This is a genomic window from Shinella sp. (assembly GCF_035998705.1).
Classification (GTDB): Bacteria; Pseudomonadota; Alphaproteobacteria; order Rhizobiales; family Rhizobiaceae; genus Shinella.
Window position 1 is genome coordinate 63821 of sequence record NZ_DASYHH010000017.1, and the last position, 13394, is coordinate 77214.

Below are 13394 nucleotides of genomic sequence, written 5' to 3' on the forward strand. Positions count from 1 at the left end.
TCCGCCGCCTGAAGGGCGGATCAAGAATTGTGCGCAATAACGCGCGAAAATCGTATGCAGTCAATAGGCGGCGGCGACCGCGGCGTTGCCGAGCACGAGGATCGGCGTGCCGTTCTGCACGCGGTTGAAGAGATCGACCACGTCCTGGTTCATCATGCGCACGCAGCCCGACGAGACGGATTTGCCGATCGTCCACCATTCCGGCGAGCCGTGGATGCGGTAGAGCGTGTCCTCGTTGTTCTGGAAGATGTAGAGCGCGCGAGCGCCGAGCGGGTTCTTGAGGCCCGGCTCCATGCCGCCATTGGCGATGCTGTAGGGCTCCAGTTCCGGCTGGCGGGCGACCATTTCGTCCGGCGGGGTCCAGCGCGGCCATTGGCGCTTGTACTGGATGACGCCGCGGCCGGCCCATTCGAAGCCGGCGCGGCCGAGGCCGACGCCGTAGCGCATGGCCTGGCCGTCCTCATAGGTGAGATACAGGAAATGGCTTGCCGTATCGACGACGAGCACGCCGGGGCGTTCGCCGGTCGGGTTCGGCACCATCTGGCGATAGAAGCGCCGATCGATCTTCTGGTAGGGAATGGCCGGCAGCTCGTACTGGCCATCGAACTGCGCGCCGTACATGCCGGCATAGATGCTGGTATCGACCGGCTCCGGCTCTATCGCGACCCGTTCGCGCACCGGCGTGGTGCAGCCGGCCAGAACCGTGGTTGCCAATCCGGCGCTGCCGAGCAGGAAGGAACGGCGGCTTACGCTTTCACCCGTCAATGCGTGTCCTCACACTTCAATCGTCATAGGGGTCGGCCAAGGCCGCATCGGGCCGGCTGACCGGATATTTTGTGCGCGAGATCTGGGCCGCCAGGCCCTTCGCGCCCTGCTTCTTCAGAAGCGTGCGGAAGCTCGGATGCATGCCGCCGTCCACATAGGCGAAGCTGGAAACCGGTGTGGCGCCGGCAAAAGCCGCATCCAGCTTCTTTTGTTCCGCGCCGATCTTCGCCATCAGATCATTTTCTCCGACAGCCGCCGGGCATTGCGCCAGCGGATCGCTCGGCTCCCCATCGACGAACTCCCTGTTGAAGACGTAGCGGCCGCCGCAGACGGACACCTTCGGCTGGCTGCGGGTGAAGGCGAAGGCGTCGTAGCCCTCCTTCAGCGTGCGCCAGAAGGGCATGTTGGGGTCGCCCTTGTGCTTGGCCATGTTCTGCGTCGTCATGCGGAAGGGATAGGCCTGCACCTGGAAGCGCTGCTGGCCGCCATCGAGCGCCTTCTGCACGATGGCGTAGATTTCGCCGACGCCTTGGTCGGTCATGGCATAGCAGCCGGAGGACGAGCAGGCACCGTGCACCATCAGCGCTTCGCCCGTATAGCCGAGCGCGGATTCCAGCCGGTTCGGATAACCGAGGTTGAACGAGACGTAATATTGCGAGTTCGGGTTCAGCATGCCTTCCGAGACATGGTAAAACCCTTCCGGCGCCTGGCGGTCGCCGCTCTTCGTCTTCGGGCCCAGTTTTCCCGACCAGCGACACATCGGATAGGTCTTGAAGAGCGCATATTTGCCGCTCGCATCGACCTTCCAGACCTCCAGCTCGCTTTCCTGCTTGAAGATGCGCACCAGCACGGGGCTTTCCGGCCGCATCTTCTTCTTCGACATTTCAGCCTTCACCTTGTTGGAAAGCTGCGGCGCCTCGGCCAGCGACGCGACGTCCATGGCCATGCAGCCGGCAAGCAGGCCGCCGGCGATGGTCGCGGCGGCAAGGCGCGCGAGGAGCGAAAGACGCGGACGGGCGGTTTCAAGAGAAAAGCGATTGCGAAACATGGTGCGTTTTCGGTTGTTAGGGATCCGGGGGCGCCGAACAGGGACGGCGCATCTCGGGCTTAGACTCCAAGCGATTGCTTAGAACTTCGTTAATCTTAAGGCCTTTTAGCCTCTCCTGCGGCGTCGGCACCCCGAATCCGGGGCAAAACCGCCTCATGCGGCACGATCACGCCTCCGGCGCGCATCGGCGCGGCGACAGGCACGCTTGATTTGGCACGATTCTCCTCACATTTGTGTGGGATCATTGTAAGGCCATTGCGCGCGGCTTCTCTTCAGGATTTCGTGAAGGCCGAAAATGTCGCGGGTGGCGGGCTAGGAGAAGCGCATGCTGACGATCGGGGATCTTTCCAAGGCGACGGGCGTCAAGGTTCCGACCATCCGCTATTACGAGCAGATGGGGCTCCTGTCCCACGCCGAGCGCTCCGAGGGCAACCAGCGGCGCTATTCGAACGGCGAGCGCGAGCGCCTCGCGTTCATTCGCCATGCGCGCGATCTCGGCCTCACCATCGATGCCATCCGCGCCTTGATCGAGCTCAGCCAGCACCCGGAACGCCCCTGCCAGGATGCCGACCGCATCGCCGCCGAGCAGCTTGCGACCGTGCGGCAGAAGATCGCCAACCTGCGCAAGCTGGAGGCCGAGCTGGAGCGCATCACCACCCATTGCCATACCAACCAGGTGCGCGACTGCTACGTGATCCGCGCGCTGGCCAACCACGATCTCTGCCACGACGAGCACGACTGAGGGTCAACGGCATCATCGGATGGGCCGGAGCAGACGCAGCGCATTCAGCGTGACGAGCACGGTGGCGCCTGTATCGGCGAGGATCGCTGGCCAGAGGCCGGTGATGCCGACGATGGTCGTCACCAGGAACACGCCCTTGAGGCCGAGCGAGAGCACGATGTTCTGCACGATGTTGCGCATGGTGCGCTTCGACAGATCCGTCATCAGCGCGACGTCGCCGACGCGGCCGTGCAGGATGGCGGCGTCCGCGGTTTCCAGCGCGACATCGGTGCCGCCGCCCATGGCGATGCCGACATTGGCGGCGGCGAGCGCGGGGGCGTCGTTGATGCCGTCGCCGATCTTGCCGACGATGTAGCCTTCGCGCTGCAACTCGCCGACGATGCGCTGCTTGTCCTCCGGCATCAGCTCGGCGCGCACTTCTATGCCGAGTTCGACGCCGACGGCCTTTGCCGTGCGGGCATTGTCGCCGGTGAGCATGATGGTCTTGATGCCGGCATCCTTCAGCGCCTTGAGGCCTGCCGCGGCGTCCGCGCGTGGTTCGTCGCGCATGGCGATGGCGCCGGCGAGCACGCCGTCGACGACCAGCATGGAGACGGTCTTGCCGTCATCGTTGAGCCTTGCGGTGGCGGCCTTCACCGCGTCGGAAAGCGCAACCCGCTCGGCCGTTGCCTTAGGCGAACCGAGGAAGATTTCCTTGCCCTCGACGGTGGCCGTGACGCCCTTGCCGCCGAGTGCCTTCGAACCGCTCGCCGCCGGGGCGACGATGCCGTCCTCGGCCGCCTTGCCGAGAATGGCGAGCGCCAGCGGGTGGCTGGAGCCGGCTTCGAGCGCTGCGGCGAGGCGCAGCACCTCTTCGGCCGGCGTGGCGAAGGCGAGGATGTCGGTCACCTTGGGCTTGCCCTCCGTCAGCGTGCCGGTCTTGTCGAAGGCGATTGCCGTGAGCTTGCCGAGGCCTTCCAGCACCGCGCCGCCCTTCATCAAGAGGCCGCGGCTGGCACCGGCGGAAAGCGAGGCGGCGATGGCGGCCGGCGTCGAGATGACCAGCGCGCAGGGGCAGCCGATCAGCAGCACGGCGAGGCCCTTGTAGACCCATTCGCTCCAGATGCCGCCGAGGAAGAGCGGCGGGAGGATCGCGACGAGGGCCGCAACGACGACCACGCCGGGCGTGTAATATTTCGAGAAGCGGTCGATGAAGCGCTCAGTCGGAGCCTTGGATTCCTGGGCTTCCTCGACCAGCTTGACGACGCGGGCGATGGTGTTGTCCGCCGCCGCCGCGGTGACGCGCACGCGCAGCGCCGCATCGCCATTCACCGTGCCGGCGAAGACGGTGTCGCCGATCTCCTTGCGCACCGGCGTGCTTTCGCCGGTGACGGGCGCCTCGTCGATGGCGCTGTCGCCGTCGACGATCGTGCCGTCGGCGGAGATGCGGTCGCCCGGGCGCACGAGGATGACGGCACCGACGGCGAGCGATTCGGCCGGCACTTCGCGGGTCTTGCCGTTCTCTTCAAGCAGCGCCGTCTTCGGCACGAGGGCGGAGAGCGAGCGGATGCTGTCGCGCGCCTTGCCGGCGGCGACACCTTCCAGAAGCTCGCCGACGAGGAAGAGGAAGACCACCGCGGCCGCCTCTTCCGTGGCGTTGATGATCACCGCGCCGACGGCGGCGATGGTCATCAGCATCTCGATGGAGAAGGGCGTGCCGGCAAGGGCCGCCATGATGGCGCGGCGCGCGATCGGAACGAGGCCGACGAACATGGCGATGACGAAGGCGTAGGTCTCGATGGCCGGGAAGAGATGGCCGATACCATAGGCGACGACCAGCGCCGCGCCGGCGAGAATGGTCAGACGTCCCTTTTTGCCCTTCCACCAGGGACCTTCGGTCGGGCCGTGATCGTGGCCGTGCAGGCCCTCGACGGCGGCAGCCTTCGGCTTGTGGTCGTGGCCGTGCGAATGATCGTGCCCATGGTCGTGATCATGGCTGCAACCGGGGCCGTGCTCGTGTTCGGCCGCCGGCTTTTCTGCAACGGTTGTCGCCGGCGTCACCGCGTAACCGAGACCGGTGACCTTGCGGGCGATCGCCTCCAGGTCGCTTGCCGCATCGTGCTGCACGCGCATGGTGCCGGCGGTCACGGACACGGACACGTCGGAAACGCCCGGCATGCGGCGCACGGCGGTATCGATCTTGCTGGCGCAGGAGGCGCAATCCATGCCGCCAACCCGGAAACGCGTCTCTTTCACATCGGACATCATAATTCCTCATCAGTCTGTCGAGGATGTTCTACGACCTCTAGCGACTAGAGGTGCAAGAGGGAAATTCAGAAATTTCCGGACAAAGAGGCGCATTGAAATTGGCCGCACGCCCATGGTAGAGAGCCGCCACTGAATGCAGGTTTCATCTGCTGGTTGGGGAGGACGCCATGTCGTGCGACGCCCTCTTCCAATCGGGGATGGGCGCTCTCGATGCCCCCCGAACGGAAGAACGCTTTTTGATCGGTGCCCTTGCGGCACAGTCGGGCTTTTGTGCCGTTTTGCCGCTCAAGCACCGCCACCGGGGTAACAGCGCGAAAGCGCTGACCCATCGCCGTGTCCGCACGACGATACCGTAACATCGGCATTTCCCATTTCTGATCAGCGTCACGCAGGAGGTTTTTGCCTCCGCTATGCGCGTTCTGTCGACACCCCCGCAAAAGAGGTCCCTCCATGTCCCTCACCACGCCCTATTACCTGATCGACAAGTCGAAGCTTCTCGCCAACATGGAGAAGGTCGCGCGGCTGCGCGAACTCTCCGGCGCCAAGGCGCTGCTGGCGCTGAAATGTTTCGCCACCTGGTCGGTCTTCGATTTCATGCGCGACTACATGGACGGCACGACCTCCTCGTCGCTCAACGAGGTGCGCCTCGGCCACGAGCGCTTCGGCAAGGAAACGCACGCCTATTCGGTCGCCTATGCGGATTACGAGATCGACGAGGTCGTTTCCCACGCCGACAAGATCATCTTCAACTCGATCAGCCAGCTCGACCGTTTTGCCGACAAGGCCGCCAGCATCGTGCGGGGCCTGCGCCTCAATCCCGGCATTTCCTCCTCAAGCTTCGACCTCGCCGACCCCGCCCGCCCCTTCTCGCGGCTGGGCGAATGGGATGTGCGGCAGGTCGAGCCCGTGATGGACCGGATTTCCGGCTTCATGATCCACAACAATTGCGAAAACGGCGATTTCGACCTGTTCGACCACATGCTCGGTACGATCGAGGAGAAATTCGCGCCGCTGCTCAAGAAGGCGGAATGGGTGAGCCTCGGCGGCGGCATCCATTTCACGGGGGAGAATTATCCGCTGGAAAAATTCGCCGAGCGGCTGAAGCGGTTTTCCGGCGCGTTTGGCGTTCAGGTCTACCTGGAGCCGGGCGAGGCCTCGATCACCAAATCCACGACGCTGGAAGTGACGGTGCTCGACACGCTCGACAACGGCAAGCACCTCGCCATCGTCGATAGCTCGATCGAGGCGCATATGCTCGACCTGCTGATCTACCGCGAGAACGCCAAGATTTCTCCCAATACCGGCCCGCACCGCACCATGGTCTGCGGCAAGTCGTGCCTCGCCGGCGATATTTTCGGCGAGTTCAATTTCGAGACCGAACTGAAGGTCGGCGACCGCATCTCCATCCAGGATGCGGCCGGCTACACCATGGTCAAGAAGAACTGGTTCAACGGCGTGAAAATGCCGGCGATCGCCATCCGCGAACTGGACGGCACCATCAGAACGGTCCGCGAATTCACCTACGCGAACTATGAAGAAAGCCTCTCCTGAGGCTGTACCGGGTTAGAAGGAGATATCCCCCGACATGAAAAAGAACGTGCTCATCATCGGCGCCGGCGGCGTCGCACAGGTCGTGGCGCACAAATGCGCCCAGAACAACGACGTGCTCGGCGACATCCATATCGCTTCGCGCACCAGGGCGAAGTGCGACAGGATCATCGCGTCGGTCCATGAGAAGAAGGCCATGAAGCAGGCCGGCGTGCTCGAAGGCCATGCGCTGGACGCGCTGGACATCGAGGCGTCCAAGGTGCTCATCCAGTCCACCAAGTCCCAGATCGTCATCAATGTCGGCACCGCTTTCCTCAACATGTCGGTGCTGCGCGCCTGCATGGATACGGGCGTCGCCTATATCGACACCGCAATCCACGAGGAGCCGGGCAAGATCTGCGAGACGCCGCCGTGGTATGGAAACTACGAGTGGAAGCGCGCGGCCGAATGCGCGGAGAAGGGCATCACCGCCATCCTCGGCGCCGGCTTCGATCCGGGCGTAGTCAACGCCTATGCGAAGCTCGCCAAGGACGAATATCTCGACACGGTGACGGATGTCGACATCGTCGACATCAATGCCGGAAGCCATGGCAAATATTTCGCCACGAACTTCGACCCGGAGATCAATTTCCGCGAGTTCACAGGCGTCGTCTATTCCTGGCAGAACGGCCAGTGGCAGAGCAACCAGATGTTCGAGATCGGCGAGGACTATGACCTGCCCGTCGTCGGCACGCGCCGCGCCTACCTTTGCGGCCATGACGAAGTGCATTCGCTGGCCAAGAACATGGACGGCGCCAATGTCCGCTTCTGGATGGGCTTCGGCGATCACTATATCAACGTCTTCACCGTGCTGAAGAACCTCGGCCTGCTCTCCGAGCAGCCGGTCAAGACCGCCGAAGGACTGGAAGTCGTGCCGCTCAAGGTCGTCAAGGCGGTGCTGCCGGATCCGTCGTCGCTGGCGCCGAACTACGAGGGCAAGACCTGCATCGGCGACTATGTGAAGGGCCTGAAGGACGGCAAGGAAAAGACCGTCTTCATCTACAACGTGGCCGACCACAAGGAAGCCTATGAGGAAGTCGGTTCGCAGGGCATTTCCTACACCGCCGGCGTGCCGCCGGTCGCCGCCGCGATGCTTGTCGCGACCGGCGAGTGGGATGTGAAGACTATGGCCAATGTGGAAGAGCTGCCGCCGAAGCCGTTCATCAACCTGTTGAACCGCATCGGCCTGCCGACGCGCATCCAGGACGAGGACGGCGACCGCGCCGTCAGCTTCTAGGCCCGCCAACGCCGGCCGCGCCTTGCGTGCGGCCGGCCCCTTGGAAGCGACGTCCGCATTCACTACAACAAGCGACCGCCAACACACGGGCAGCGGACGATGAATCGGTATCCCATGTTCAGCCCGCAGCTTCTGGTGAGCTTCGTGGCCGTCGCAGAGACCAGCAGTTTTACCCGCGCGGCGGACCGGGTGTCGCTGTCGCAATCGACCGTCAGCCAGCAGGTGCGCCGGCTGGAAGAACTGCTCGGCAAGGCGCTGTTCGAGTGCACCTCGCATGAGGTGCGGCTCACCGAAGAGGGCATCAAGCTCCTCGGTTACGCGCGGCGCATCATCGCGCTCAACGAGGAAGCGCATGATGCGCTGACCGGCCCATGGCGCGACGGCGTGCTGTGGCTTGGCATGCTTGACGAGGAGACGATGTTGCAACATGCCATATCGCAGAGCCGCAGGGCTTTTCTGAGCCGCACCGGCCAGTTCACCACCGCCGCCGCCGTCGCCGGATTGGCCGGCGGCATGAGCCGCGCGGCCGCGGCACAGACCACCGATTGTGCCCCGGAGAATGCCGTGACCGCCGTGAAAGACAGCCATTACCTGCTCGCCAACGTGCGCCTCGAAGAGGGTTTCGAGCGGGACGGCGATGTCGTCGTCGCCACCCGCACGGCGCTCCACACGCTGGAGATCAAGGACGGCAGGATCGCCGCGCTGCATGGCGCAGGCGCAACGCTGCCCGCCGGCCTTCCGGCCTACCAGGCAAACGGCCAGCTCGCGCTGCCCACCATGCGCGACATGCACATCCATCTGGACAAGACGTTTTACGGCGGCCCCTGGCAGGCGCCACGTCCGCGCCAGGGCAAGACGATCATGGACATGATCGCGCTGGAGGAAAAACTGCTGCCGCAATTGCTGCCGACCTCCGTCGAGCGCGCCGAGGGGCTGATCGCGCTCCTGCAATCCAAGGGCAGCACCGTCGCGCGCAGCCATTGCAACATCGATCCGGTGAGCGGGCTGAAGAGCCTGGAACACCTGACGCTGGCGCTGGAGAAACACAAGGACGACTTCGTCTGCGAGATCGTTGCCTTCCCGCAGCACGGCCTGTTGCATTCCAAGGTCGACGGGCTGATGCGCGAGGCCATGCAGATGGGCGTGGACTATGTCGGCGGCCTCGACCCGACCAATGTCGACGGTGCCATGGAAAAGTCGCTCGACGCGATGTTCCAGATCGCGCTCGACGCCAACAAGGGCGTGGATATCCACCTGCACGAGACGAGTCCGGCGGGTGTTGCGGCGATCGACTACATGATCGATACGGTCGAGAAGAACCCGGCGCTCAAGGGCAAGGTGACGATCAGCCATGCCTTCGCTTTGACGACACTGACGCCCGAACAGCTGGAAGAGACGGCCGCGCGGCTTGCGGCAAACGGCATGACGATCGCTTCCACCGTGCCGATCGGCGGGCTGATGATGCCGCTGCCGCAGCTCAGCAAGGCGGGCGTCTTCGTGATGACCGGCACCGACAGCGTCATCGACCACTGGTCGCCCTTCGGCAGCGGCGACATGCTGGAAAAGGCCTGTCTCTACGCCCAGCTCTACAGCGGCTCGGACGAGTTCCACCTGTCGCGTTCGCTCGCCATTTCGACCGGCGGCATCCTGCCGCTCGACGATGACGGCAGCCGCGCCTGGCCGAAGGCCGGCGATGAGGCCGGCTTCACGCTTGCCGCCGCAAGCTGCTCGGCGGAAGCCGTCGCCCGCGTGGCGCCCCGCAGCGCGACCTTCCACAAGGGCCGGCTGGTCGCCGGCGGCGTCGGCAAGGCCTGATCGCCAGGACCTGAAGCAGAAAGGCCGGCTTGAAGCCGGCCTTTTGTTATTCGGCGAAGAATTTCCAGCGGGTCGGCCTGAAGCGGATGATGGTTCCGGCGGCGGCCTGGGCGTCGAGGGGGATCTCGATCTCGACGTGGTGGGATTCGCCCTGCCTGGAAATGTCGAGGTCGGCGATGCGGGTGCCGGCGAGGCGCCTCGAGGTGGCGACGCGGCCTTCCAGCGCCGGGGTCGCCGGGTCCGTGACGAGGGCGACGTCCTGCGGGCGGAAGAACAGGGTGCCACTGCCGCTCTGGATGTCGTTCGCCTTCTGGGCGATGCCGATCGCCTCGTCCTGGAAGCGCACGGCATTGTCCGCGACCGTGACGGGCAGGCTGGCGCTGTCGCCGATGAAGGAGAAGACGAAGGGCGAGTTCGGCCGGTCGTAGACATCGTCGGACGAGCCGACCTGCTCGATCTGGCCCTGGCTCATAACGACCACGCGGTCGGCGAGCTCCAGGGCCTCTTCCTGATCGTGCGTGACGAAGACGGTGGTGTGGCCGGTACGGTCGTGGAATTCGCGCAGCCAGCGGCGCAGTTCCTTGCGCACCTTGGCATCGAGCGCCCCGAACGGCTCGTCGAGCAGCAGCACCTTCGGCTCGATCGCCATGGCGCGCGCGAGCGCCACGCGCTGGCGCTGGCCGCCGGAGAGCTGGTTGGGATAGCGCTTTTCGAGGCCGGAGAGTTGCACCATCTCGAGAAGATCGCTGACCCGGCGGCGGATTTCCGTCTTGGGCGGGCGTTCACCGCGCGGGCGCACGGTCAGGCCGAAGGCGATGTTGTCGGCGACCGTCATGTGGCGGAACAGCGCGTAGTGCTGGAAGACGAAGCCGACGTGGCGTTCCTGCACGGTGCGGTGGGAGGCGTCCTCGTTGCCGAAGAAGATCTTCCCGAGGGTGGGCTGTTCGAGGCCGGCGATGAGGCGGAGCAGCGTCGTCTTGCCGGAGCCGGAGGGGCCGAGCAGCGCGATCAGTTCGCCGGAACGGATGTCGAGCGAGACATCGTTCAGTGCCGGGTAGCGGTCGAATTCCTTGCGGATGTTGGAAACCCTGACGTCCATGGAGGGCTTTAGCCTTTCAATGCTTGCGGCCGGCAGCGATTTCCGCGCCGTAGTGAAGTTCAAGGACCGTCTTGACGACGAGCGTGACGAGAGCGAGTGCCGCGAGCAGCGACGCCACCGCGAAGGCCGCGACGAAATTATACTCGTTGTAGAGGATCTCGACATGCAGCGGCATGGTGTTGGTGAGGCCGCGGATATGGCCTGAGACCACCGAGACCGCGCCGAACTCGCCCATGGCGCGCGCGTTGCAGAGCAGCACGCCGTAGAGCAGGCCCCATTTGATATTGGGCAGCGTGACGTACCAGAAGGTCTGCCAGCCGGATGCCCCCAAGGACAGCGCTGCCTCCTCGTCGCCGGTGCCCTGCTCCTGCATCAGCGGGATCAGCTCGCGCGCGACGAAGGGGAAGGTGACGAAGATCGTGGCGAGCACGATGCCCGGCACGGCGAAAAGGATCTCGATGCCATGGCTCTTCAGCCACGGCCCGAGCACGCTGCCGGCGCCGAACAGGAGCACGTAGACGAGACCGGAAATGACCGGCGAGACCGAAAACGGCAGGTCGATCAGCGTGGTGAGGAAGGCCTTGCCCTTGAACTCGAACTTGGCGATCGCCCAGGCCGCCGCCACGCCGAAGACGAGGTTGAGCGGCACGGCGATGACGGCGACCAGCAGCGTCAGCCGGATGGCGGCCAGCGTGTCGGGGTCGTTCATCGAGGCGAAGAATTCGCCCGGCCCCTTGCGGAAGGCCTCGATGAAGACGGCGGCAAGCGGCAGGAGCAGGAAGAGCGCCAGGAACAGGAAGGCCGCGGCCATCAACGCGTAGCGGGCGACGGGGGATTCCGTCGTCGGCGAACGTAGGCGGCGGGATGAATTATGCACCATGACCATACCTCCTGCGGCTCCAGGCCTGGATGAGGTTGATGACCAGCAGCATGGCGAAGGACATGCTCAGCATGATCGTGGCGATCGCTGTCGCCGCACCGTAGCTGAACTCCTCCAGCCGGATGACGATGAGGAGCGGCGCGATCTCGGACACATAGGGAATGTTGCCGGCGATGAAGATGACCGAGCCGTATTCGCCGACGCCGCGGGCGAAGGCGAGCGCGAAGCCGGTGAGGATCGCGGGCGACAGGCCCGGAAGCAGCACGCGGTAGATGGTCTGGAAGCGGTTGGCGCCAAGGGTCGCTGCCGCCTCCTCCACCTCGCGGTCGATCTCCTCCATGATCGGCTGCACCGTGCGCACCACGAAGGGCAGGCCGATGAAGACGAGCGCGATGACGATGCCGGTCGGGTTGAAGGCCGCCTTGATGCCGAAGACGTTCAGCACCTGGCCGACCCAGCCGTTCGGCGCATAGAGCGCGGCAAGCGCAATGCCCGCCACTGCGGTCGGCAGGGCGAAGGGCAGGTCCACCACCGCGTCGACGATGCGCCGGCCGGGGAATTCGTAGCGCACGATGACCCAGGCGACGATGACGCCGAAGACGACATTGACGAGTGCGGCGATGAAGGCCGTGCCGAAGGACACTTCCAGCGCGTTGATCGTACGCTGATCAGTGAGGATAGCGAAAAACTCCGCCCCCGACAGCGAGGCGGAGCGCCAAACGAGGCCGGCGAGCGGGATGAGGATGATGAGGGTCAGATAAGCGAGCGAAAAGCCGAGGGTCAGTCCGAAACCCGGAATGACACTCGGCTGTCTCAGTCGCCACCGCACCGAAGCAGCAGCAGATGTCGTCAAAGGACTTAGTTCCCCGGCTTGTAGATCTGGTCGAAGACGCCGCCGTCACCGAAATGCTCGGGCTGTGCCTTAACCCAGCCGCCGAAGATCGGATCGTCGATCGTCACCAGCTTAATGTCCGGAAGCTGTTGCAGCAACTCAGGCTTCACCAATTCGCGCTTCGACGGACGGTAGAAGTGTTTTGCCGCGATGTTCTGGCCTTCCTCGGAGTAGAGATATGTGAGGTAGGCTTCGGCCTGCTTGCGCGAGCCCTTGGCATCGACATTGCCGTCGACAACGGCAACCGGCGGCTCGGCGAGGATCGAAATCGGCGGAGCGACGATATCGAAGGAATCCGCACCGAACTCGGCGCCGGCCAGATAGGCCTCGTTTTCCCAGGCGAGCAGCACGTCGCCGATCTGGCGCTGGGCAAAGGTGGTCAGCGAACCGCGGGCACCCGTATCGAGAACCGGCGCACGCTTGAAGAGTTCGGCGATGTACGCCTTGATCTTGTCCTGGTCGCCGCCGAATTCCTCGTTGGCCCAGGCCCAGGCCGCAAGGTAGTTCCAGCGGGCGCCGCCCGAGGTCTTCGGGTTCGGGGTGACGATCTGCACGTCGCCCTTCACCAGGTCGCCCCAGTTATGGATGCCCTTCGGATTGCCCTTGCGCACCAGGAAGACGATGGTCGAGGTGTAGGGCGCGGAATTGTTCGGCAGACGGCCGCGCCAGTCCTTGGCGATCTTGCCGGTCTTTTCGACGATCGCGTTGATGTCGCTTTCGAGCGCCAGCGTCACCACGTCCGCTTCCAGCCCGTCGATCACCGAACGCGCCTGCTTGCCGGAGCCGCCATGCGACTGCTGCACCGTCACGTCTTCGCCGGTCTCGGCCTTCCAATGTTTCGCGAAGGCCTCGTTATACTCCTTGTAGAGTTCGCGGGTCGGATCGTAGGAGACGTTGAGCAGCGTCGTTTGCGCAAACGCTCCCGTCACCCCGCCGAGCACGAGCCCGACACCCACCACGAGAGCCCCAAACCGTTTAGCCAATATCGACATTCTCCAACCTCCTGGATTGTTATCCCTCATAAACCCTAGTGAATTAGTAGAGTTAGTCAACAATGCCGCATCAACTCGCAAAACGGGTTC

General features: G+C 64.3%; 12 protein-coding genes. 4 read left to right on the plus strand and 8 right to left on the minus strand.

From position 1 onward, the window contains the following. Positions 1 to 60: 60 nt before the first annotated feature. Positions 61 to 765 carry a L,D-transpeptidase gene (locus VGN93_RS13530; protein WP_319310248.1) on the minus strand — a complete coding sequence of 235 codons (705 nt, stop codon included), beginning with the start codon at positions 763 to 765 and terminating at the stop codon, positions 61 to 63. Positions 766 to 781: 16 nt separating this feature from the next. Continuing rightward, a complete protein-coding gene (locus VGN93_RS13535; RefSeq protein ID WP_256118417.1) occupies positions 782 to 1813 on the minus strand; it encodes a L,D-transpeptidase family protein in 1032 nt (343 codons plus the stop codon). A 325-nt stretch (positions 1814 to 2138) separates the two neighbouring features. On the opposite strand from VGN93_RS13535, the gene VGN93_RS13540 reads away from it, so the two are divergent. After that, positions 2139 to 2555 carry a helix-turn-helix domain-containing protein gene (locus VGN93_RS13540; RefSeq protein WP_327507915.1) on the plus strand — a complete coding sequence of 139 codons (417 nt, stop codon included), beginning with the start codon at positions 2139 to 2141 and terminating at the stop codon, positions 2553 to 2555. A gap of 12 nt (positions 2556 to 2567) precedes the next feature. Here the strand turns inward: VGN93_RS13540 and VGN93_RS13545 are convergent, their stop codons facing one another. Next, entirely contained in the window at positions 2568 to 4799 is a 2232-nt protein-coding gene (locus tag VGN93_RS13545; RefSeq protein WP_327507916.1) for a heavy metal translocating P-type ATPase, read from the minus strand. A 68-nt stretch (positions 4800 to 4867) separates the two neighbouring features. Further along, the gene (locus tag VGN93_RS13550; RefSeq protein WP_319310242.1) at positions 4868 to 5131 is read right to left on the minus strand and encodes a hypothetical protein; all 264 of its coding nucleotides are present in this window, start codon (positions 5129 to 5131) and stop codon (positions 4868 to 4870) included. 121 nt (positions 5132 to 5252) lie between these two features. On the opposite strand from VGN93_RS13550, the gene VGN93_RS13555 reads away from it, so the two are divergent. From VGN93_RS13555 to VGN93_RS13565, 3 genes are all read left to right on the plus strand, one after another. Continuing rightward, complete coding sequence (locus tag VGN93_RS13555) at positions 5253 to 6353, plus strand: carboxynorspermidine decarboxylase (RefSeq protein ID WP_327507917.1); 1101 nt, start codon at positions 5253 to 5255, stop codon at positions 6351 to 6353. Between the two features lie 34 nt (positions 6354 to 6387). Next, complete coding sequence (locus VGN93_RS13560) at positions 6388 to 7626, plus strand: saccharopine dehydrogenase family protein (RefSeq protein WP_327507918.1); 1239 nt, start codon at positions 6388 to 6390, stop codon at positions 7624 to 7626. Positions 7627 to 7725: 99 nt separating this feature from the next. Beyond that, on the plus strand, positions 7726 to 9441 hold the full coding sequence (locus VGN93_RS13565) for an amidohydrolase (protein WP_327507919.1): 1716 nt from the start codon (positions 7726 to 7728) through the stop codon (positions 9439 to 9441). Between the two features lie 46 nt (positions 9442 to 9487). On the opposite strand, the gene VGN93_RS13570 is transcribed toward VGN93_RS13565, so the two are convergent. The 4 genes from VGN93_RS13570 to VGN93_RS13585 are packed head-to-tail and all read right to left on the minus strand — an operon-like array spanning position 9488 to position 13304. Beyond that, complete coding sequence (locus VGN93_RS13570) at positions 9488 to 10540, minus strand: sulfate/molybdate ABC transporter ATP-binding protein (protein ID WP_327507920.1); 1053 nt, start codon at positions 10538 to 10540, stop codon at positions 9488 to 9490. A 16-nt stretch (positions 10541 to 10556) separates the two neighbouring features. After that, positions 10557 to 11426, minus strand: a complete 870-nt coding sequence (cysW, locus tag VGN93_RS13575) for a sulfate ABC transporter permease subunit CysW (protein WP_413818581.1) — start codon at positions 11424 to 11426, stop codon at positions 10557 to 10559. Next, positions 11410 to 12273 (minus strand): sulfate ABC transporter permease subunit CysT, encoded by an 864-nt coding sequence (gene cysT, locus VGN93_RS13580; RefSeq protein ID WP_327507921.1) that lies wholly within the window; start codon positions 12271 to 12273, stop codon positions 11410 to 11412. Before cysT ends, cysW begins: the two co-directional genes overlap by 17 nt. A 5-nt stretch (positions 12274 to 12278) precedes the next feature. After that, positions 12279 to 13304 carry a sulfate ABC transporter substrate-binding protein gene (locus VGN93_RS13585; RefSeq protein ID WP_319310227.1) on the minus strand — a complete coding sequence of 342 codons (1026 nt, stop codon included), beginning with the start codon at positions 13302 to 13304 and terminating at the stop codon, positions 12279 to 12281. Positions 13305 to 13394: the final 90 nt, after the last annotated feature.